Source organism: Neisseria sp. P0009.S008 (assembly GCF_051958615.1).
GTDB lineage: Bacteria > Pseudomonadota > Gammaproteobacteria > Burkholderiales > Neisseriaceae > Neisseria > Neisseria subflava.
Window position 1 is genome coordinate 343,947 of record NZ_JBQCVG010000001.1, and the last position, 20,716, is coordinate 364,662.

Annotated in this window: 19 protein-coding genes; 13 read left to right on the top strand and 6 right to left on the bottom strand. The window is 49.2% G+C overall.

Annotated features, from left to right (window positions below):
• Positions 1-80 precede the first annotated feature (80 nt).
• A complete protein-coding gene (locus tag ACTHSQ_RS01660; RefSeq protein ID WP_440371032.1) occupies positions 81-1,517 on the bottom strand; it encodes a patatin-like phospholipase family protein in 1,437 nt (478 codons plus the stop codon).
• 140 nt (positions 1,518-1,657) lie between these two features.
• Here ACTHSQ_RS01660 and recO point away from each other — a divergent pair, with 140 nt between their 5' ends.
• From recO to ACTHSQ_RS01710, 10 genes are all read left to right on the top strand, one after another.
• Positions 1,658-2,401: a DNA repair protein RecO gene (recO, locus tag ACTHSQ_RS01665; RefSeq protein ID WP_440371033.1), complete on the top strand. Its 744-nt coding sequence runs from the start codon at positions 1,658-1,660 to the stop codon at positions 2,399-2,401.
• A 68-nt stretch (positions 2,402-2,469) separates the two neighbouring features.
• Positions 2,470-3,198, top strand: a complete 729-nt coding sequence (gene pdxJ / locus ACTHSQ_RS01670) for a pyridoxine 5'-phosphate synthase (protein ID WP_070814162.1) — start codon at positions 2,470-2,472, stop codon at positions 3,196-3,198.
• An 88-nt stretch (positions 3,199-3,286) separates the two neighbouring features.
• The gene (acpS, locus tag ACTHSQ_RS01675; RefSeq protein ID WP_003686416.1) at positions 3,287-3,664 is read left to right on the top strand and encodes a holo-ACP synthase; all 378 of its coding nucleotides are present in this window, start codon (positions 3,287-3,289) and stop codon (positions 3,662-3,664) included.
• A 141-nt stretch (positions 3,665-3,805) separates the two neighbouring features.
• On the top strand, positions 3,806-4,609 hold the full coding sequence (locus ACTHSQ_RS01680; protein WP_440371056.1) for an NUDIX domain-containing protein: 804 nt from the start codon (positions 3,806-3,808) through the stop codon (positions 4,607-4,609).
• Between the two features lies 1 nt (position 4,610).
• Entirely contained in the window at positions 4,611-5,033 is a 423-nt protein-coding gene (locus ACTHSQ_RS01685) for a hypothetical protein (RefSeq protein WP_440371034.1), read from the top strand.
• 767 nt (positions 5,034-5,800) lie between these two features.
• Positions 5,801-6,676 (top strand): methylisocitrate lyase, encoded by an 876-nt coding sequence (gene prpB, locus ACTHSQ_RS01690; protein WP_002233567.1) that lies wholly within the window; start codon positions 5,801-5,803, stop codon positions 6,674-6,676.
• Positions 6,677-6,760: 84 nt separating this feature from the next.
• Positions 6,761-7,915, top strand: a complete 1,155-nt coding sequence (gene prpC / locus ACTHSQ_RS01695) for a bifunctional 2-methylcitrate synthase/citrate synthase (RefSeq protein ID WP_440371035.1) — start codon at positions 6,761-6,763, stop codon at positions 7,913-7,915.
• A 400-nt stretch (positions 7,916-8,315) separates the two neighbouring features.
• On the top strand, positions 8,316-10,922 hold the full coding sequence (gene acnD, locus ACTHSQ_RS01700) for a Fe/S-dependent 2-methylisocitrate dehydratase AcnD (RefSeq protein WP_440371036.1): 2,607 nt from the start codon (positions 8,316-8,318) through the stop codon (positions 10,920-10,922).
• A gap of 117 nt (positions 10,923-11,039) precedes the next feature.
• Positions 11,040-12,209 carry a 2-methylaconitate cis-trans isomerase PrpF gene (prpF, locus tag ACTHSQ_RS01705; protein WP_440371037.1) on the top strand — a complete coding sequence of 390 codons (1,170 nt, stop codon included), beginning with the start codon at positions 11,040-11,042 and terminating at the stop codon, positions 12,207-12,209.
• Positions 12,210-12,422: 213 nt separating this feature from the next.
• On the top strand, positions 12,423-13,634 hold the full coding sequence (locus tag ACTHSQ_RS01710; RefSeq protein WP_440371038.1) for an acetate kinase: 1,212 nt from the start codon (positions 12,423-12,425) through the stop codon (positions 13,632-13,634).
• A gap of 74 nt (positions 13,635-13,708) precedes the next feature.
• Here ACTHSQ_RS01710 and purM read toward each other — a convergent pair whose 3' ends face one another.
• Complete coding sequence (gene purM, locus ACTHSQ_RS01715; protein WP_003686290.1) at positions 13,709-14,743, bottom strand: phosphoribosylformylglycinamidine cyclo-ligase; 1,035 nt, start codon at positions 14,741-14,743, stop codon at positions 13,709-13,711.
• Between the two features lie 218 nt (positions 14,744-14,961).
• Here purM and ACTHSQ_RS01720 point away from each other — a divergent pair, with 218 nt between their 5' ends.
• Both ACTHSQ_RS01720 and ACTHSQ_RS01725 read left to right on the top strand, forming a co-directional pair.
• Positions 14,962-16,032, top strand: coding sequence for an AI-2E family transporter (locus ACTHSQ_RS01720; protein ID WP_003686463.1), 1,071 nt, complete (start codon positions 14,962-14,964; stop codon positions 16,030-16,032).
• 65 nt (positions 16,033-16,097) lie between these two features.
• Positions 16,098-16,814 (top strand): S-methyl-5'-thioinosine phosphorylase, encoded by a 717-nt coding sequence (locus tag ACTHSQ_RS01725; protein WP_154954330.1) that lies wholly within the window; start codon positions 16,098-16,100, stop codon positions 16,812-16,814.
• Between the two features lie 46 nt (positions 16,815-16,860).
• Here ACTHSQ_RS01725 and ACTHSQ_RS01730 read toward each other — a convergent pair whose 3' ends face one another.
• From ACTHSQ_RS01730 to ACTHSQ_RS01740, 3 genes are all read right to left on the bottom strand, one after another.
• Complete coding sequence (locus ACTHSQ_RS01730) at positions 16,861-17,355, bottom strand: hypothetical protein (RefSeq protein WP_254321986.1); 495 nt, start codon at positions 17,353-17,355, stop codon at positions 16,861-16,863.
• A 145-nt stretch (positions 17,356-17,500) separates the two neighbouring features.
• Positions 17,501-17,935: a hypothetical protein gene (locus ACTHSQ_RS01735; RefSeq protein ID WP_049322347.1), complete on the bottom strand. Its 435-nt coding sequence runs from the start codon at positions 17,933-17,935 to the stop codon at positions 17,501-17,503.
• The gene (locus ACTHSQ_RS01740; protein ID WP_440371039.1) at positions 17,928-19,235 is read right to left on the bottom strand and encodes a homoserine dehydrogenase; all 1,308 of its coding nucleotides are present in this window, start codon (positions 19,233-19,235) and stop codon (positions 17,928-17,930) included. The genes ACTHSQ_RS01735 and ACTHSQ_RS01740 overlap by 8 nt, the downstream gene beginning before the upstream one ends.
• A gap of 205 nt (positions 19,236-19,440) precedes the next feature.
• Here ACTHSQ_RS01740 and ACTHSQ_RS01745 point away from each other — a divergent pair, with 205 nt between their 5' ends.
• Complete coding sequence (locus ACTHSQ_RS01745) at positions 19,441-19,815, top strand: Mth938-like domain-containing protein (RefSeq protein WP_440371040.1); 375 nt, start codon at positions 19,441-19,443, stop codon at positions 19,813-19,815.
• Between the two features lie 280 nt (positions 19,816-20,095).
• Here the strand turns inward: ACTHSQ_RS01745 and ACTHSQ_RS01750 are convergent, their stop codons facing one another.
• Complete coding sequence (locus ACTHSQ_RS01750) at positions 20,096-20,713, bottom strand: NAD(P)H-binding protein (protein ID WP_440371041.1); 618 nt, start codon at positions 20,711-20,713, stop codon at positions 20,096-20,098.
• Positions 20,714-20,716 lie beyond the last annotated feature (3 nt).

A 20,716-nucleotide genomic window follows, 5' to 3' on the forward strand; every position in this document is an offset into this window, starting at 1 on the left:
ACGGCCTTGGGTATCGAGGCCGTCTGAAATATAAGATGAAGCAGATATTTTAACAGAGCTGCACTTTATGGAACAGTTTGCTACTGCTTTTTCTTTTCGTTCAATGGCTTGAACTCTTGCGCATCCGGAGGCGGGGCTGCGAAAATGGTATCTGGATTGGGGTGTGCCGCAAATTCTGTCAGCAGGTTGCGATAGTCCAGCGACTGCTTCATCAGTTCAGCGGCGGCGGTGCGCAGGTTGTCCACGTCTTCCGGCGGCAGATAGAAGCTGGTCGGAATATTCAATACCTTGTCCCTCAGCTGGGATGGCGGAAGGTCTTTGAGATTCAGGCTGACGAAAGAGAAATAGATGTCTTCGTTCTGCTTGTCTTTGTTCCATTGGTCGACAAAAGCCCTGAAGCGGCGCAAAGACTCTTGCGAATGTTGGTCAATCGGGATATTCACGATGGCGGAAACGACATCGCGGAAGCCGGGTACGGCCGCGCTTTTATCCAAATTGCTGCTGACTTCGTTTTGGGCATTGACGTTGATGACCACAATATGGCGGATTTTGTTTTGTTTGATTTTATGCGTCAGGATTTTTTCCGGATACATCTCCGTCATGTCCAAAAGGCTGCGCATGCCCAGATTGTCGGTCAAGCCGCCGTCGATAAGGTGGATGTAGGGACGGTTTTTACTGTCGCTGTATTTTTGGAAACGCTCGATAAATTCTTTTCGGGTTTGCTGTTGTTTTTTACCGGCTTCGCTGTCGGAGATAAGTTGCAACGGCGGCGTGTATTGGCAATGGCCGCCGTTGTTATTGAGCGTAATCGGTGCAAACACCATAGGCACGGAGCTTGAAGCGGCAACGGCGCGGGCAAGTCGCAAGTCGGCCAAGTCGATACACATCGGGTCGAAATATTCCTGCGTGAAATTAAAACGCTCGCCTATGCCCATATCGGTGGCGGAAATGATGGCAAACGGACCTTTAGCATTTTTTTCCAAATCTCGGAAAGTGGTTTTTCCGAAAAGGTAGTTTTCAAACTGCTCCTGTAACAGATCGCCGCGTCCGTATTCAGACGAGGCCAGTCGGGGCAGATTGGACATGGAAAACGCTTGTTTGACAACTTGGCGTTGGAAGTTTTGGTGGAGGAAACGTTTATAAAACAAGGGAATGGTTTCTTCGCCTTTGAGTGCAAAATAAGCTGCCAAAACCGAGCCGCCGGATACGCCGACCACCACATCGACATTCGACATCAAAGACTGTTTTTTACCGCCGATGGTAACCTGTTGCTTATGAAGCTGCTCCAACACACCATAACCCAAAGCCGCTGCGCACGTACCGCCACCGGAGAACATCAACACAATAAGCGTATCATCTTCGTCGTGGTGTTGAAGCCGGCTGGTTTCAAAGCGGTAGCCGCGTTGCAGGTCGACCGTATCAATACCGGCAACAGGCTGATATTTCACCAGCGAGCAGGCGGATAATAGGGCTGCGGAGAGCAGGGAAAGAGCGGATTTAAAAGGGAATTTCGGCATAAACACAGGAAAGTCGGTTGTTCATTCAAAACGGATTATAAAGGTTTTTAGATGGCCTTTATAGAAGGCAGATTTTCAGACGGCCTTTTTGTGTCGATTTTCCGTTATAATCGACACAATCTTTATCTTTCCAAACCCTTATGGCGCAACCAAACCGCATCAACCACGAACCTATCTTTCTGCTTGCTTCCGTCCCGTGGCGCGAGAGCAGCTTGTGGGTGGAGGCTTACAGCCGCCGTTATGGGCGGGTGGCTTTGTTGGCCAGAAGCGCGCGCAAACGGCAGAGCGAATTGCGCGGCGTGTTGGTGCCGTTTGTACCGGTGAGCGCGTCTTGGTATGGTTCGCAAGAGTTGAAGACTTTGCATCGTGCCGAATGGATAGGCGGGTGGCCGCAGCCGCAGGGCAGGGATTTGTTCAGCGGATTGTATGTGAACGAGTTGATGCTGAAATTGACCGTCCGTGAAGATCCGTTGCCCGAGCTTTACGATGTTTTGGCGGAAACCATGAAAACCATCTGCTGCGAGGCCAACCATATTGCCGCTTTGCGCCGTTTTGAATGGTCGCTGCTGACACGCTTGGGCTTTGCCCCCGATTTGTTCCATGATGGCAACGGCAATGAAATCAATGGAGAAGAAACTTATTGGCTCACACCGGAAGAGGCTGTGGTGCCTTTGGCAGAGGCCGACCGTTTCCATACGCTCAATAAGGGCGTTGCCGTATTGGGCACGACTTTAATCGATTTGAGGGAAGGCAGTTTTGTTTATCAGGAAAGCCTCGGTCAGGCTTTGAAAGTAACGCGGCTTTTGATTGACAACCTTCTCCCCGAGGGCATCAAATCTCGGCAGGTTTTGCAGCAGTTGCAGCAGTTTGGTTTGGGCAGTTGAATTTTTTCAGACGGCCTTTGGTAGGTGAAGATTCAGGCCGTCTGAAACCTTAAAGAAAGGACATTATTATGTTGTTAGGCGTAAACATCGACCATATTGCCACCGTCCGCAATGCGCGCGGTACGATTTATCCCAGCCCTGTCGAAGCTGCGCTGATTGCGGAAACCCACGGCGCAGATTTGATTACCATGCACTTGCGTGAAGACCGCCGCCATATTAAAGATGCGGATGTGTTCGCCGTTAAAAACGCCATCCGCACGCGCCTGAACTTGGAAATGGCGCTGACGGAAGAAATGCTGGAAAACGCGCTCAACGTCATGCCGGAAGATGTGTGCCTCGTACCTGAAAAACGTCAAGAAGTGACCACAGAAGGCGGTTTGGACGTATTGGCGCAACAGGATAAAGTGGCCGAATTCACCAAAATCCTGACCGACGCAGGCATTCGCGTGTCCTTGTTTATCGATGCCGACAACGCGCAAATCCAAGCCGCTTATGATGTCGGCGCGCCCGTTATCGAGTTGCACACCGGTGCGTATGCCGATGCACACAGCCACGCCGAGCAAATAAAACAATTCGAGCGCATTCAAAACGGCGCGCATTATGCCAGCGATTTGGGTTTGGTCGTCAATGCCGGACACGGCCTGACCATTCACAACGTTACGCCGATCGCTCAAATCCTCGCCATCCGCGAACTGAACATCGGACATTCACTGATTTCCCAAGCACTCTTCCTCGGCCTGCCAGAAGCTGTCCGCCAGATGAAGGAAGTCATGTTCAGAGCCAGAATGCTGCCTTAACGGCATCAGCCATACCGGCTAAGGCAATTGGCTTTGGCCGGTATTCACACTTTCAGACGGCCTGACTATTTAAACAAGGAGCAGACCCATGATTTACGGAATCGGTACAGACATCGTTTCCCTCAAACGCATTATCCGCCTGAACAAAAAATTCGGACTGGCATTTGCGCAACGCATTCTCAGCCCGGAAGAGCTGTTGGAGTTTCCACAGGCAGGCAAACCGGTCAACTATCTTGCCAAACGCTTTGCCGCCAAAGAGGCTTTTGCCAAAGCCGTCGGTACGGGCATACGCGGCGTGGTGTCTTTCCGCAATATCGGTGTCGGACATGATGCATTGGGCAAACCTGAATTGTTTTTTGCACCTGCTTTGACAAAATGGCTGGAAGAGCAGGGTATCCGCAGCTGCCATCTCAGTATGAGCGATGAAGAGGATACCGTTATGGCTTTTGTCATTGCGGAAAAATAAGGCCGGATTTAAGTAGTCTGAAATAGAGACGGCCTGAAGGGTTAGGTATTTGTTGAAGGTCGGGCGTATAGGCCCGACATCGTTTTTTTACGCATAAATCGGCAGGTGTCGCTGCCTGCCGCATATAAGAATAAGCTCATGATGACTGAAGACACACGCCCATTGGTGCAAGTGGTTGCCGGAATTTTGCTCGACCAAAACGGCCGCTACCTGCTCAGTTCCCGCCCAGATGGCAAACCGTATGCCGGCTATTGGGAATTTGCCGGCGGCAAGGTTGAGGCAGGCGAAAGCGATTTTCAAGCCTTGCAACGCGAGTTTGAAGAAGAACTCGGCATCCGTATCCTTGCCGCTACGCCGTGGCTGACGAAAGTCCATTCCTACGAACACGCACATGTACGCCTGCATTTTTTATGGGTGGAAGCCGACCAATGGACAGGAGAAATCCAATCGAGGGAAGGACAAAAATGGGCATGGCAAAAGGCAGGGGATTTTACCGTTGCGCCGATGTTGCCTGCCAATAGCGCATTGTTACGCTCCCTCTCCATTCCGCGCCAGCTTCAAGGCCGTCTGAAAAGCGGCTTAAGCGGTCGAAACAGCATGGGCGAATATCATGTTATGCCATATCTGTCGGCTCAGCATCAAACCGCCTCTGCCGTATTGCTGGATTTTGCCGATTGGCAACAAGGCAAGCCGATAGAAGCGCCCAGCGTGTGGCCAATCATTGAAAATGTCGAACAATGGCAGCAGGTGCAAAATGCCGATGCTGTCGTATGGAAAGTAGCGAATGAAGCTGCCGCCAAGCAAGTTATCGATATTTTGGCGCAAGGCGTGGCTATGCCGTCGATTGCGGCTGCTCCGGAAAGCATGGTTTCCATTTATCGCGAACAGTGGCAGAGCATGGGTGTGCATGCTGTTTTGACCGATAATGACATCGAGGCCGTCTGAAATGAGTAAAAATCAAAAACTACTGATTGCCGCTGTTTTACTGATTGTGTTTGCGGCGGCCAAACTGCTGCTCCTGGATTGGTGGCAGCGGCAACAGACAAAAGCGAATGTAGTCGAATGTAGTCTGACACAAGGCTGCGTCCTGCCTGACGGTTCAAAAGTGCGAGCGACCTCCATCAATACACACGAGCCTTTTGATATTGTGGTTGAGAATGTGCCGAAGAATACGGGCGCGGTCAGTATCAGTTTCAGTATGAAAAACATGGACATGGGCTTCAATCGCTACAACCTGACGCAACAATCGCCGCAAAGTTGGCAGGCTGTGCAAGTCCGCTTGCCGTTTTGCGTCGAAGGCCGCCATGATTACACTGCCGACATTACCATTGGCAAACAGACTTTTCAGACGGCATTTAGTGCAGAGTAGTCATCATGCAAAGGCCGTCTGAAAATTTAAAGGCAAAAATTTTAATTTTTTCAGACGGCATATTTAAAAGTTCTTTATAAATGAATCAATTATAAATTATTTTTAGATAGATTGTTTACAATCATTCTGACTATCAGCCAAAAGTACAAAACGGACAGAAGCTAAGCCACGCAAGGATTTGATGTGGTACAGCCTGTCCGTTTTTTACATTTGTTATGAAAAAATCGTTTATTAATAACTGAATTTTTTATAATTTTTTTGAAAAAAGTGTTTGACAAGACCGGTTTTATTTTTTAAATTTGTTTCCATAAATAAAAACTACATCGCACTACAAAGGAACATCATCATGAATCTGTATCAAACCACTCTCTCTTGTTATAGATTTTCTCCCATCTCTGCCGCTCCCGTCGCCGCCAGCTTATTGGCAGTCCCGACGGTCTGAAGGCTCTCAACCCGAATCCAGTTTCCGCATTCCTACAAACGCTTCGGGTTTTAAAATATCTGTATCCCCAACAGCCATTCATATATTGATTAATAAAAATTAAAAAACGTATACCTCCGCTTCAGCCTTATTGTATTTATTAGTTTTGATAACTATTTGTATTTATTGATTTTAAATTTTTAGATGGTTGATGATTGAAATTTTACAGGCCGTCTGGAAACAGTTTTTTAGAACGATTGTTTCTTTCTAAACGGTTCGTTTCAAGTTGTGAAAAAACCGAGCTGTCCGATTAATACTGATAAAAAGTCTATAAAGGAGAAATATGATGAGTCAACACTCTGCCGGAGCACGTTTCCGCCAAGCTGTGAAAGAATCGAATCCTCTTGCCGTGGTCGGTTGCGTCAATGCTTACTTTGCACGATTGGCCACCCAAAGCGGTTTCAAAGCAATCTATCTGTCTGGCGGCGGCGTGGCAGCCTGCTCTTGCGGTATCCCTGATTTGGGCATTACCACAATGGAAGATGTGCTGATCGACGCGCGACGCATCACGGACAACGTGGATACGCCTTTGCTGGTGGACATCGATGTGGGTTGGGGCGGTGCATTCAATATTGCCCGTACCATTCGTAACTTTGAACGCGCTGGTGTTGCAGCGGTTCACATCGAAGATCAGGTAGCGCAAAAACGCTGCGGCCACCGTCCGAACAAAGCCATCGTTTCTAAAGATGAAATGGTCGACCGTATCAAAGCTGCCGTAGATGCGCGTGTTGATGAGAACTTCGTGATTATGGCGCGTACCGATGCGCTGGCGGTAGAAGGTTTGGATGCCGCTATCGAACGCGCCCAGGCTTGTGTCGAAGCCGGTGCGGACATGATTTTCCCTGAAGCCATGACCGATTTGAAAATGTACCGCCAATTTGCAGATGCAGTGAAAGTACCTGTATTGGCCAACATTACCGAGTTTGGTTCTACTCCGCTTTATACCCAAAGCGAGCTGGCTGAAAACGGCGTGTCGCTGGTGCTGTATCCGCTGTCATCGTTCCGTGCAGCAAGTAAAGCCGCTCTGAATGTTTATGAAGCGATTATGCGCGATGGTACTCAGGCCGCAGTGGTTGACACTATGCAAACCCGTGCCGAGCTGTACGAGCATCTGAACTATCATGCCTTCGAGCAAAAACTGGATAAATTGTTTCAAAAATAAGTAACCGCTTTCAGACGGCCTTTTAACAAATCCGCATCGGCCGTCTGAAAAATAAAACCCATAAAAATACAAAGGAGAAATACCATGACTGAAACTACTCAAACCCCAACTTTCAAACCTAAAAAATCCGTTGCGCTTTCTGGTGTTGCGGCCGGCAATACCGAATTGTGTACCGTTGGCCGTACCGGCAACGATTTGAGCTATCGCGGTTACGACATTCTGGATTTGGCACAAAAATGCGAGTTTGAAGAAGTCGCCCACCTGCTGATTCACGGCCATCTGCCCAACAAATTCGAGCTGGCCGCTTATAAAACCAAGCTTAAATCCATGCGCGGCCTGCCTATCCGTGTGATCAAAGTTTTGGAAAGTCTGCCTGCACATACCCATCCGATGGACGTGATGCGTACCGGCGTATCCATGCTGGGCTGCGTTCATCCTGAACGTGAAAGCCATCCGGAAAGTGAAGCGCGCGACATCGCCGACAAACTGATCGCCAGCCTCGGCAGCATCCTCTTGTACTGGTATCAATATTCGCACAACGGCAAACGCATTGAAGTTGAAAGCGACGAAGAGACCATCGGCGGTCATTTCCTGCACCTGTTGCACGGTAAACGCCCAAGCGAATCACACATCAAAGCCATGCACGTTTCACTGATTCTGTATGCAGAACACGAGTTCAACGCTTCTACCTTTACCGCCCGCGTGATTGCCGGTACAGGCTCTGATATGTACTCCTGCATTACCGGTGCAATCGGTGCGTTGAAAGGTCCGAAACACGGTGGCGCGAACGAAGTGGCTTACGATATTCAAAAACGCTACCGCAATGCCGACGAAGCCGAAGCCGACATCCGCGAACGCATCGGCCGCAAAGAAATCGTGATCGGTTTCGGTCATCCGGTGTACACCATTTCCGACCCTCGCAACGTTGTCATTAAAGAAGTGGCACGCGGTTTGAGCAAAGAAACCGGCGATATGCGCCTCTTTGACATTGCCGAACGCTTGGAAAGCGTGATGTGGGAAGAGAAAAAAATGTTCCCGAATCTGGACTGGTTCTCTGCCGTTTCCTACCAAAAATTGGGCGTACCGACCGCTATGTTCACACCGCTGTTCGTAATTTCCCGTACAACCGGCTGGGCGGCACACGTTCTCGAGCAACGCAAAGACGGCAAAATCATCCGTCCGAGCGCAAACTACACAGGCCCTGAAGATTTGGCATTCGTGGAGATTGAAAACCGCTAATATGCGTAACAGCAGGGTGGGCCACCTGCCCGCCCCATCTCGAAATGCCGTTTGAAAACAATGAATAAATGATGTTTTCGTTTTTCGACGGCCTAGTGCAGTATGCGAGAGAGAGCCGGCCGTTTGGAAAACATGCTGCTCTGCTGTCGTCATTCCCATACAGGCAGAAATTCAAAAGTTGAAATGTTCTGCTGTAAAGAGTGCTGAAAGATTTAAGTTTGGATTTCCGTCTATACGGGAATGATGGTAGCGGAGCAGCAATTTTTTTTCATACCGCGAATAGATTTTTAGACAACAAGCAATAAAACAGAATTTATGGCTTCAGACGGCCTAAAGGTCCGAATCGACAGGCCGTCTGAAACCCCAAAACCAAAAAAATAATAGATTTAGGAGAACCGACATGACTGCCAACCAACGTTACCGCAAAGCTTTACCCGGTACGGATTTGGAATATTATGACGCGCGTCAGGCGTGTGAAGACATCAAACCAGGCTCTTACGACAGGCTGCCGTACACAAGCCGCATCTTGGCTGAGAACTTGGTCAACCGCGCAGACAAAGTCGACCTGCCTACGCTGCAAAGCTGGCTGGGCCAGCTGATTGAGGGAAAACAGGAAATCGACTTCCCTTGGTATCCTGCACGCGTGGTGTGCCACGATATTCTGGGTCAGACAGCGTTGGTGGATTTGGCAGGCTTGCGTGATGCGATTGCCGAAAAAGGCGGCGATCCTTCCAAAGTGAATCCGGTGGTGCAAACCCAGCTTATCGTTGACCACTCTTTGGCCGTTGAATGCGGCGGTTACGATCCTGATGCCTTCCGCAAAAACCGCGAAATCGAAGACAGACGCAACGAAGACCGTTTCCACTTCATCAACTGGACAAAAACCGCATTTGAAAATGTGGACGTGATTCCGGCGGGCAACGGCATTATGCACCAAATCAACTTAGAAAAAATGTCGCCGGTTGTCCAAGTTAAAAACGGCGTAGCATTCCCTGATACTTGTGTGGGTACTGACTCCCATACGCCGCACGTCGATTCATTGGGCGTAATTTCCGTAGGCGTGGGCGGTTTGGAAGCCGAAACCGTGATGTTGGGCCGTGCATCCATGATGCGTCTGCCTGATATTGTCGGCGTGGAGCTGACCGGCAAACGTCAGCCGGGCATTACTGCCACCGACATCGTGTTGGCACTGACTGAATTCTTGCGTAAAGAGCGCGTGGTTGGCGCATTTGTTGAATTTTTCGGCGAGGGCGCGAGAAGCCTGTCCATCGGCGACCGTGCCACTATTTCCAACATGACCCCTGAATTCGGCGCGACTGCCGCGATGTTCGCTATTGATGAGCAAACCATTGATTATTTGAAACTGACCGGTCGCGACGACGCGCAAGTGAAATTGGTAGAAATCTACGCCAAAACCGCAGGCTTGTGGGCAGATGCCTTGAAAACCGCCGTTTATCCTCGCGTATTGAAATTTGATTTGAGCAGCGTAACGCGCAATATGGCAGGCCCAAGTAACCCGCATGCCCGTTTTGCGACTGCCGATTTGGCCAGCAAAGGCTTGGCTAAACCTTATGAAGAGCCTTCAGATGGCCTCATGCCTGACGGTGCAGTGATTATTGCCGCGATTACTTCGTGTACCAATACTTCCAATCCGCGCAACGTTGTCGCCGCCGCGCTGTTGGCACGCAATGCCAACCGTCTTGGCTTGCAACGCAAACCTTGGGTGAAATCTTCGTTTGCCCCAGGTTCAAAAGTAGCTGAAATCTATTTGAAAGAAGCAGGCCTGCTGCCTGAAATGGAAAAACTCGGCTTCGGTATCGTTGCCTTCGCATGTACCACCTGTAACGGCATGAGCGGCGCGCTGGATCCGGAAATCCAAAAAGAAATCATCGACCGCGATTTGTACGCCACCGCCGTATTGTCGGGCAACCGAAACTTCGACGGTCGTATCCATCCGTATGCGAAACAGGCTTTTCTCGCTTCGCCTCCGTTGGTCGTTGCCTACGCGCTGGCAGGCAGCATCCGTTTCGATATTGAAAACGACGTACTCGGCGTTGCAGACGGCAAAGAAATCCGCCTGAAAGATATTTGGCCTACCGATGAAGAAATCGATGCCATCGTTGCCGAATATGTGAAACCGCAACAATTCCGCGACGTTTATATCCCAATGTTCGATACCGGCACAGCGCAAAAAGCACCAAGCCCGCTGTACGACTGGCGCCCAATGTCCACCTATATCCGCCGCCCACCTTACTGGGAAGGTGCACTGGCAGGGGAACGCACATTAAGAGGCATGCGTCCGCTGGCGATTTTGCCCGACAACATCACCACCGACCATCTCTCGCCATCCAATGCGATTTTGGCCAGCAGTGCCGCAGGCGAATATTTGGCAAAAATGGGTTTGCCTGAAGAAGACTTCAACTCTTACGCAACCCACCGCGGCGACCACTTGACCGCCCAACGCGCAACCTTCGCCAATCCGAAACTGTTTAACGAAATGGTGAGAAACGAAGACGGCAGCGTACGCCAAGGTTCGTTGGCACGCGTTGAACCTGAAGGTCAAGTGATGCGTATGTGGGAAGCCATCGAAACCTATATGAACCGTAAACAGCCGCTCATCATCATTGCCGGTGCGGATTACGGTCAAGGCTCAAGCCGCGACTGGGCTGCAAAAGGCGTACGCCTCGCCGGCGTGGAAGCGATTGTTGCCGAAGGCTTCGAGCGTATCCACCGCACCAACTTGATCGGTATGGGCGTATTGCCGCTGCAGTTCAAACCGGGTACCAACCGCCACACCCTGCAACTGGATGGTACGGAAACCTACGACGTTGTCGGCGAACGCACGCCGCGCTGCGACCTGACCCTCGTGATTCACCGTAAAAACGGCGAAACCGTCGAAGTTCCGGTGACCTGCCGCCTCGACACTGCAGAAGAAGTGTTGGTATATGAAGCCGGCGGCGTGTTGCAACGTTTCGCACAAGACTTCTTAGAAGGAAATGCAGCGTAAGGTAAATCGGGTATCGTCAAAATGCCCGGGCTACGCTCAAAAAGGTTTTCAGACGGCCTCGAATGTTTGAGGGGCCGTCTGAAAAAACCATACTAAAAATACAAAGGAGAACTCGAAATGCCGCAAATTAAAATTCCAGCCGTTTACTACCGCGGCGGTACATCTAAAGGCATTTTCTTCAAACGTACCGATCTGCCGGCAGCTGCGCAGGAAGCAGGCGAGGCACGCGACAAAATCTTGTTGCGCGTACTCGGCAGCCCCGACCCTTACGGTAAACAGATTGACGGTTTGGGCAACGCCAGCTCATCCACCAGCAAGGCGGTGATTTTGGACAAATCCGAACGCGCCGATCACGATGTCGATTATTTGTTCGGACAAGTTTCCATCGATAAACCTTTTGTCGATTGGAGCGGCAACTGCGGTAATCTGACCGCCGCCGTGGGCGCATTCGCCATCGAACAAGGCTTGGTCGATAAATCTAAAATCCCTTCAGACGGCCTGTGTACCGTCAAAATCTGGCAAAAAAATATCGGCAAAACCATTATTGCCCATGTGCCGATGCAAAACGGCGCAGTTTTGGAAACAGGCGATTTTGAACTTGACGGCGTAACGTTTCCGGCAGCCGAAGTGCAAATCGAATTTTTAGATCCGGCCGATGGCGAAGGCAGTATGTTCCCAACCGGCAATTTGGTCGATGAAATTGATGTGCCGAATATAGGCCGTCTGAAAGCCACGCTTATCAATGCCGGTATTCCAACCATTTTCCTGAATGCCGCAGATTTGGGCTATACAGGCAAAGAGTTGCAAGACGACATCAACAACGATGCCGCCGCGCTGGAAAAATTCGAGAAAATCCGCGCTTACGGTGCGCTGAAAATGGGCTTGATTAACGACGTATCCGAAGCCGCCGCCCGCGCGCACACGCCGAAAGTCGCTTTTGTTGCTCCCGCGGCCGATTACACTGCTTCAAGCGGCAAAACCGTCCAAGCTGCCGACATCGACTTGTTGGTACGCGCGCTGAGCATGGGCAAATTGCACCACGCCATGATGGGTACTGCTTCAGTTGCCATCGCTACCGCCGCCGCCGTGCCCGGAACGCTGGTCAACCTTGCAGCCGGAGGCGGAGCGCGTAAAGAAGTCCGTTTCGGTCATCCGTCGGGCGCACTGCGTGTCGGTGCCGCTGCCGAATGTCAGGACGGACAATGGACGGCCACCAAAGCGGTCATGAGCCGTAGCGCACGCGTGATTATGGAAGGACAAGTCCGAGTGCCGGAAGATTGCTTTTAAGTTTTCAGACGGCCGCAGCATTAAACAAGGCCGTCTGAAAACCAAATAAGCAGATTTTAGTCGGGTAGCGATACCTGCAATGGAGATTAGGATTGGGCATTAAGCCTGACTAAACACCAAACCAAAGGCAATCTGGAAAGCGCTCAAAGATTCTTGCTCTTTTCAGACGGCCTGAAGCCAAAAAAACAATCAAAAATTCAAAGGAGAAACACCATGTCCAACCAACTCATTCTTGTTCTGAACTGCGGCAGCTCTTCACTCAAAGGCGCCGTTATCGACCGTAAAAACGGTAAAGTTCTCTTAAGCTGTCTCGGCGAACGTTTGGGTACGCCCGAAGCCGTCATTACCTTCAGCAAAGACGGCAACAAACGCCAAGTTCCCCTGACCGGCCGCAACTGCCACGCCGGTGCGGTGGGTATGCTGTTGAACAAACTGGAAAAACACGGTCTGCACGACCGCATCAAAGCCATCGGCCACCGCATCGCCCACGGCGGCGAAAAATATCACGAGTCCGTCCTCATCGACCAAGACGTCCTTGACGAACTGAAAGCCTGCATCCCGCTTGCCCCGCTGCACAATCCTGCCAATATCAACGGCATTTTGGCTGCGCAAGAGCATTTCCCGGGCCTGCCCAATGTCGGCGTGATGGACACCTCGTTCCACCAAACCATGCCGGAACGTGCCTACACTTATGCCGTTCCGCGCGAATTGCGTAAAAAATACGCTTTCCGCCGCTACGGTTTCCACGGTACCAGTATGCGTTACGTCGCCCCTGAAGCCGCACGCATCTTGGGCAAACCGTTGGAAGACATCCGCATGATTATTGCCCACTTAGGCAACGGCGCATCCATTACCGCCATCCGAAACGGCAAATCCGTTGACACCAGTATGGGCTTCACACCGATCGAAGGTTTGGTAATGGGTACACGTTGCGGCGACATCGACCCGGGCGTATACAGCTATCTGACTTCACACGCCGGTTTGGATGTTGCCCAAGTTGATGAAATGCTGAACAAAAAATCAGGCTTGCTCGGTATTTCCGAACTCTCCAACGACTGCCGTTCTTTGGAAATCGCTGCGGATGAAGGCCATGAAGGCGCACGTTTGGCTTTGGAAGTCATGACTTACCGCCTTGCCAAATATATTGCCTCGATGGCTGTGGCTTGTGGCGGCGTTGACGCGCTCGTGTTTACCGGCGGTATCGGCGAAAACTCGCGTAATATCCGCGCCAAAACCGTTTCCTACTTGGATTTCTTAGGTCTGCACATCGACACCAAAGCCAATATGGACAAACGCTACGGCAACTCCGGTATCATCAGCCCGACAGGTTCTATGCCGGCTGTTTTGGTCGTTCCAACCAATGAAGAGCTGATGATTGCCCATGATACGGCTCAATTGGCCGGCTTTATGGAAGAAGCAGGCTAGAGCGGAGATTTTCTTAGACCATAAACAATAAAAAGTGCGGATTCATCATCCGCACTTTTTTAATTACATCTTAATCAAGCCACTTGGGTTTGATGTTCGTCGCCGTTGCGCTCACGAACTGCGCCCAATCGGTAAACGGTTTCGCCTTGTTCGCTCAAGAATGCCTGTACCGCATCGGCATCTTCTTTGGCAATGATAACGACCATGCCGATACCGCAGTTAAATGTACGGTACATTTCTTGGGTTTCCACATTGCCTGCTTTTTGCAGCCATTGGAACAGTTTAGGCAATTCCCACGCTTTGGCATCGATTTGTGCGACGGTATTTTCAGGCAAAACGCGAGGTACGTTTTCAGTAATGCCGCCGCCGGTAATATGGGCCATGCCTTTAATGGTGAATTTTTCCAAAGCGGCAAGGATAGGTTTCACATACAGGCGGGTAGGGGCGATGATAGCTTCGCGCAAGGTTTTGCCGTTGTCGAATTCCGCGTCTAAATCAGGATTATCGCGCTCGATGATTTTGCGTACCAGAGAGTAGCCGTTGGAGTGTGCGCCGTTGGAAGCCAAGCCCAAAACAACGTCTCCGGCCTGAATGCTGCGGCCGTTGATGACGCGTTCTTTTTCAACCACGCCGACGGCAAAACCGGCCAAGTCGTATTCGCCTTCGGGATACATGCCCGGCATTTCGGCAGTTTCACCGCCAATCAAAGCGCAACCGGATTCTTCGCAGCCTTGGGCGATGCCTTTAATCACATCAGTCGCGCGGGCAACATCCAGCTTGCCGCAAGCGAAATAGTCCAAGAAAAACAAAGGTTCTGCACCTTGAACCAAAATATCGTTGACGCTCATGGCAACCAAATCGATGCCGACGGTATCGTGTTTGTCCCAGTCGAATGCCAGTTTCAGCTTGGTGCCGACGCCGTCCGTACCGGAAACCAATACCGGATTTTTGTATTTTTTGCCGATTTCGACCAAAGCGCCGAAACCGCCCAAATCACCCAACACTTCAGGGCGCATAGTACGCTTGGCAAAAGGTTTGATGTTTTCGACCAGTTGATCGCCTGCGTCGATATCCACGCCTGCGTCACGATAGCTCAAAGAAGTGCTCATTGGATTTCCTTATTCGGGTATGGGGGTAGATTGTCGGAGCGTATTTTATCTTAAATTGGAGGATTCAGGCTGAATTTTTTGGCATTATTGTCAACAATTTTTATTTTATCTTAATAGCCGTCTCACTTTCAGACGGCCTTTGTGAATCTGTTATACTGCTTATTTATTTTGAAAACCTTAAGCATCAACTGGAAGCATCAACTGGGGAACACCTTTTTATGTATCAAAAGAAAACGCGCGGTGCAAAACCGTGGATTATTATGGCTTGCGTCATCGCAGCCTTTATTTGGCTTTTATATGCCTTGGGCGATGTTTTGACGCCGTTTATTGTGGCTGCCGTTTTGGCCTATGTTTTGAATCCCTTGGTTGAGTGGCTGCAATTGAAGCGTATCCGTCGCGCGCCGGCCTCTATGATTATTATGGCGTTTGCCTTACTGGTATTGCTGTCGTTGGTGCTGATTATCGTACCTATGTTGTTGAACCAGTTTAACAATCTGGCCGAACGCCTACCGCAAATCGTGGGCTTTGTTCAAAACAAACTGCTGCCGTGGCTTAACAGCGTCAGCGGGGATTATATTCAAATCGATCAAGAATCGATTATTGCATGGTTGCAGTCGCATACGGATGAGTTGAGCAATACGCTCAAAGAATGGATTCCTACCTTGATGCGTCAAAGCGGCAACGTGATCAGCGGCGTCAGCAATTTGGCGTTGTTGCCTTTGTTGCTATATTACTTCTTGTTGGATTGGAAACGCTGGTCTTCCGGAATCAGCAAACTGGTTCCACGCCGTTTTATCGAGACCTACACGCGTATCAGCGGCAATATGGATGAAGTTTTGGGCGAATTTTTGCGCGGACAGCTGATGGTCATGATGATTATGGGCTTGGTTTATGGCTTGGGCTTGATGCTGGTCGGTTTGGATTCCGGCTTTGCCATCGGTATGATTGCCGGTATTTTGGTATTTATTCCGTATTTGGGCGCATTTACCGGCCTTTTGCTGGCGACAATTGCCGCGCTTTTGCAATATGGCTCATGGCAGGGCTTGTTGATGGTCTGGGCTGTATTCGGTGTCGGACAATTCTTGGAAAGCTTTTTCATTACGCCTAAAATCGTCGGCGACCGCATTGGTTTGTCTCCGTTCTGGGTGATTTTCTCGTTGATGGCTTTCGGACAACTGATGGGTTTTGTCGGTATGCTTGCCGGCTTGCCGCTTGCCGCCGTGACGCTGGTTATATTGCGTGAAGGCGCATCTGCTTATTTCGGCAGCCGTTTCTACAAACATAAATAATCGATAATATTAAGGCCGTCTAAAATCCAAGTTTCAGACGGCCATTGATAACAAAGGAAGTTTATATGTTAGCCATTATCGGCGGCAGCGGTTTGACCAAACTGCCGGAACTCGAAATTACTGAACGAAAAATCGTACGCACTCCATACGGCTTAACCAGCAGCCCTATTTTATTCGGCAGGTTGGGGCGCTTGGACATTGTTTTCCTTGCACGACACGGCTTTAGCCATACCATCGCGCCGCATGAAATCAACTACCGCGCCAATATCTGGGCGTTACACTCTTTAGGCGTCGAAAACATCATTGCCATTTCTTCAGTCGTCGGTATCAATCCCGATTTTGAAAACGGCAGTCTGGTGTTGCCGGACGATTTGATCGACTATACCTATGGCCGTAAAGATACTTTTTTTGAAGGCCAAGAATGTCCGGTTGTCCATACCGATTTTTTCAACCCTTATTGCGATGAATTGCGACAAGAATTGTTGAATATCACGAAAGCGCACAATGTGCCAATTTACGACTCTGCCGTTTATGGCTGCCTGCAAGGCCCACGCCGTCCAACTCGTGCAGAAATCGCCCGTTATCGGCGTGACGGCGTAGATGTACTCGGTATGACCGGCATGCCCGAAGCCGTTTTGGCTAGGGAGTTAAAAATGGCCTATGCCCACTTTTGCAGCGTCAGCAGCATTGATTGCTTTGATAGTGGAATAGGGACTGAGGGCTGTAATGAACAGACTTCTATGACGATGACGAAAATCCGACAATTATTGAATGGTTTGTAACTGATAATGCCGTCTGAAATGATGTTTTCAGACGGCATTGTTTTGTTTAAGAAGCCGTTTCCCGCGCCCAATGGGGCAGGGAGGCTTTTTGTTTGCGGAACGAGGCAAGTTTCATACCCCGACATTTTTCAAAAATCAATTCAACCCCGCTTTGTAGCTGCAAAATTAAATTGGTATGCGTTTCCGTTTTAATAAAGTCAATATTGCGTTGCACCAAGCGTTGAATGACGGCATATACATCAAGGCAGCCATTTGCAAAAAACCACGGATTCAACTTTACCCAACGGCCGCCGCTTAATGCAGTATCAGGCTGAAAATCAGCACGAATCTGTGTCAGCCGATTGTCGGAGAAATGCAGTTCGATATCGCCATAAAGCCAAATATTCCAGCCTTTTTGCACCAACAAGCCTTTAGGGACGCAATCAGGCGCAGGAAACATCTGCAAAATGGACTCTGCCGATTGTCCGATTTCCAGATAGTCAAATCGGCCGGTATACAAAAAATCATAAATATCAACGGCAATAGGAAAGTGGTAGCGCATGGCAACAACCATAGAAAAGCAATTAACCAAGCTATCTTAAACTTAAAATATAATGAAATCAATTCTTATTATTATTTATTCACTATAAGAAAGGCCGTCTGGAATTTCAGACGGCCTTGTATCTTTAGTTTAAATCGATATTGGTTTACTCAGCCTTTAAATCAGCCACGCATTGCTTATCGCGTGCCTCAAAAGCTTCCGCGCCACCTAAGAGCTTGAGTTGCTCCTCAGGGCTGATTTTGCCGAAGTTTCGGATTTGCTCGTCAGAGAGTTTGCTTAAAGGCTGATCCCACATGCAGACACAATAGTCTTGAGCCAATTTCTCGTTTTGCGCATCCAAACCTTTTGCTTTCAAATCAGCTTGCCATTTCTCAGCAAAAGGAATGTTTTTCACGCAAGATTCCACCACATTTTGTTTCATCTGCGGCTTGTTCATCGCGCATTGTGAGAGCAGGGCGGTCAGAGCCAGCAAAGACAAAATAATCCATGCCCAAATGCGGATGGTGCGGATTTTTGCCTTGGCTTTTTTTCTGGCCGCCAGTTGCTCTTCAGACGGCCTTTCCGTTTGTTGCTCAGTCATGCAGGCTTTCCATGCGGATCATGGTGATTGGAGCATCCACGCAGCTCAGAGCTTCAATCGCTGCAATAGCGCGTTTGACGTTATGCTCCACTGTGGTGTGGGTCAGAATCACGATTTCAGCAGTGCTTTGATTAATCACGCCTTTTTGAATCAGAGCCTCGATAGAAACATTTTCTTTGGCCAAGAGTGCAGCAATTTGGCCCAAAGTACCCGGTTCGTCAGTTGCTTGAACACGCAGATAGTAGCTGCTGGTGATTTCATCCATAGGCAGAATATTTTGCGCTTGAACTTGTGAAGGTTGGAATGCCAAGTGAGGAACACGATGGTCAGTTTCCGCTTCAATCAGGCGGGCAATATCAATGATGTCGGCAACCACAGCAGAAGCAGTCGGCAATGCACCGGCGCCCGCACCATAATACAAGGTTTCTCCAACCATATCGGCATTGATACGGACAGCATTCATCACGCCATTAACGTTGGCCAGCAGACGGCTTTCAGGAATCAGAGTAGGGTGTACACGCAACTCGATGCCTTTGTCGGTTTTACGGGTAATACCCAACAATTTGATGCGATAGCCAAACTCTTCAGCGTATTTGATATCGCGACTATCGAGTTTGCTGATGCCTTCCAAATAGCAGGCAGAAAAGTTCATCGGTGTACCGAATGCCAATGCGCTCATGATGGTGATTTTATGGCCGGCATCATGACCTTCGATATCAAAAGTAGGGTCAGCTTCTGCATAGCCCAAAGCCTGAGCTTCTTTCAATACGTCTGCAAACGCGCTGCCTTTTTCACGCATTTCAGTAAGAATGAAGTTGCTGGTACCATTAATAATACCGGCGATACTGCGGATTTGGTTTGCAGCCAAGCCTTCACGCAAAGCCTTGATAATAGGGATACCGCCGGCAACAGCAGCTTCAAACTGCACCATGACATTTTTTTCTTCCGCCAAAGGGAAAATTTCATTGCCGTATTCAGCCAGCAGTTTTTTATTGGCAGTAACAATGTGTTTGCCGTTTTCAATCGCTTTCAATACCGCATTTTTGGCAATACCAGTACCGCCAAACAATTCAACAACAACATCAACATCTTGATGTTGAACCAGCTCAAACGGATCTTCGATAAAAGCAGCATTCGGGCAAATTTGTTTGGCTTTTTCTTCGTTCAAATCACAAACAGCAGAAATACGGACTTCACGTCCCAAACGGCGGCTGATTTCCGCAGCGTTGTCCTGCAATACAGTAGCCGTACCACCACCGACTGTACCCAAACCTAAAAGACCGATATTTACTGGCTTCATTGTGTCTCCTTTTGAGCCGATACTTTAAAATAATCACGAAAAACCAAGGCTTGTTATAATCGCTTGCAATCGTAAATTCAGAGCAAAGCATCAATGCACAAGGTCAAACGTTGAATCCTACCTGATATTGCTTGATTTTGCACCTTTTTTTGCAAGTTTCCAAAGGCCGTCTGAAAATCGTTCTACCATAAAAACAGGAATTGCCATGAAAATCACAGAAAACCATATCGATGAAGCCGCATCATTTTTTTCATCCTCACAAGGCATATTGCAAATCGGTGAACAAACATACTCAGAACCCATTTGCTGGCAAAATGGCAAAGTGAGCATCATTCCTCGAACAACCATCGAAGAATTAAACGAACAAATTTTTATATCAGCAATTGAAACAGCAGAAAACCGTCCAGAAGCCATTATCATAGGTACAGGAGCAAAACAAAAATTTCTGCATCCCAAAATTGCTGCAGCCTTATCAGCCTACGGAATCGGCTTCGAATGCATGAACACAGCCTCAGCTTGCCGAACTTTAGTTTTACTGCAAGGAGAAGGACGAAGCACATGGGCTTGGTTGTGGCCATAATCTGTAGAAAAGACTATTGCATCACACTAGTCTAAGTTCGCATAATTTATATTATGTTAAATTCATAAGTCTAATATTTTAGCCTGCCAACTCCTGTTTCTCTCAGTAGTACAATCACTTACAGAATTCAAACATAAAAGGCCGTCTGAAATTTTCATACGGCCTTTTTATTTATATCCCCCAGCCTTTTCTCAGCAAATCCTTTATTGTTTGATCGGCTACTAATCAATTACCTACTCCAACTTTAACAATGGAAAGTGGGCAATCTACTCAATCCGTTTTATGCCGCACCAACGCTATACGTTTCGCCCTTGCTGTCTGCTTGGCCGACAATAGCAGCAACGGCAGCAGCTAAGCCGTTGCGCGTCATGTATTTTTGTGGAATTTCTTGGGCATTTTGTGTCAAGGTATAGGCATTATCTTCGCCATCGGCAAGGCCGCAGGGGCGCAAGATGGTCCAATTCAAACCGCTTTGTTTGAGATAAATTTCGGCCTCCGTTTTGGCACGGACGGCTTCGCCGAGTGCCTGTTTGAACGGCTCGCTCATCATGTCCCATTGTTCACCGCAGCCCATGCTGGTAATCAGTACAAAGCGGGCTTGCGGATTGGCGGCTTTCGTAGCGGCAATGATGTTGATATTGCCCAGCGCATCGCTGCGGATGCCCTCTTCGTTTTTGCCGCCGACAAAACTGATCACGGTATCGGGACGATATTGTGCCAACGCTTTATCGAGTGCGTCGGCATCAAGCGCATCGGCGACGACGGTTTGAATATTGTGTTCGGCAAAAAAGCTGTCTTCAGACGGCTTTCTCAATACGGCGACGGTATCGGTTGAGTCAGTCAATGTGCGGATATAGGCGCGGCCGGACGGGCCGTTGGCTCCGAAGATGAGTTGCATGTT

Bases quoted from the DNA above. Each gene is read 5' to 3' on its own strand.
- ACTHSQ_RS01660 (WP_440371032.1), bottom strand. From the start codon at position 1,517: ATGCCGAAATTCCCTTTTAAATCCGCTCTTTCCCTGCTCTCCGCAGCC.
- recO (WP_440371033.1), top strand. From the start codon at position 1,658: ATGGCGCAACCAAACCGCATCAACCACGAACCTATCTTTCTGCTTGCT.
- pdxJ (WP_070814162.1), top strand. From the start codon at position 2,470: ATGTTGTTAGGCGTAAACATCGACCATATTGCCACCGTCCGCAATGCG.
- acpS (WP_003686416.1), top strand. From the start codon at position 3,287: ATGATTTACGGAATCGGTACAGACATCGTTTCCCTCAAACGCATTATC.
- ACTHSQ_RS01680 (WP_440371056.1), top strand. From the start codon at position 3,806: ATGACTGAAGACACACGCCCATTGGTGCAAGTGGTTGCCGGAATTTTG.
- ACTHSQ_RS01685 (WP_440371034.1), top strand. From the start codon at position 4,611: ATGAGTAAAAATCAAAAACTACTGATTGCCGCTGTTTTACTGATTGTG.
- prpB (WP_002233567.1), top strand. From the start codon at position 5,801: ATGAGTCAACACTCTGCCGGAGCACGTTTCCGCCAAGCTGTGAAAGAA.
- prpC (WP_440371035.1), top strand. From the start codon at position 6,761: ATGACTGAAACTACTCAAACCCCAACTTTCAAACCTAAAAAATCCGTT.
- acnD (WP_440371036.1), top strand. From the start codon at position 8,316: ATGACTGCCAACCAACGTTACCGCAAAGCTTTACCCGGTACGGATTTG.
- prpF (WP_440371037.1), top strand. From the start codon at position 11,040: ATGCCGCAAATTAAAATTCCAGCCGTTTACTACCGCGGCGGTACATCT.
- ACTHSQ_RS01710 (WP_440371038.1), top strand. From the start codon at position 12,423: ATGTCCAACCAACTCATTCTTGTTCTGAACTGCGGCAGCTCTTCACTC.
- purM (WP_003686290.1), bottom strand. From the start codon at position 14,743: ATGAGCACTTCTTTGAGCTATCGTGACGCAGGCGTGGATATCGACGCA.
- ACTHSQ_RS01720 (WP_003686463.1), top strand. From the start codon at position 14,962: ATGTATCAAAAGAAAACGCGCGGTGCAAAACCGTGGATTATTATGGCT.
- ACTHSQ_RS01725 (WP_154954330.1), top strand. From the start codon at position 16,098: ATGTTAGCCATTATCGGCGGCAGCGGTTTGACCAAACTGCCGGAACTC.
- ACTHSQ_RS01730 (WP_254321986.1), bottom strand. From the start codon at position 17,355: ATGCGCTACCACTTTCCTATTGCCGTTGATATTTATGATTTTTTGTAT.
- ACTHSQ_RS01735 (WP_049322347.1), bottom strand. From the start codon at position 17,935: ATGACTGAGCAACAAACGGAAAGGCCGTCTGAAGAGCAACTGGCGGCC.
- ACTHSQ_RS01740 (WP_440371039.1), bottom strand. From the start codon at position 19,235: ATGAAGCCAGTAAATATCGGTCTTTTAGGTTTGGGTACAGTCGGTGGT.
- ACTHSQ_RS01745 (WP_440371040.1), top strand. From the start codon at position 19,441: ATGAAAATCACAGAAAACCATATCGATGAAGCCGCATCATTTTTTTCA.
- ACTHSQ_RS01750 (WP_440371041.1), bottom strand. From the start codon at position 20,713: ATGCAACTCATCTTCGGAGCCAACGGCCCGTCCGGCCGCGCCTATATC.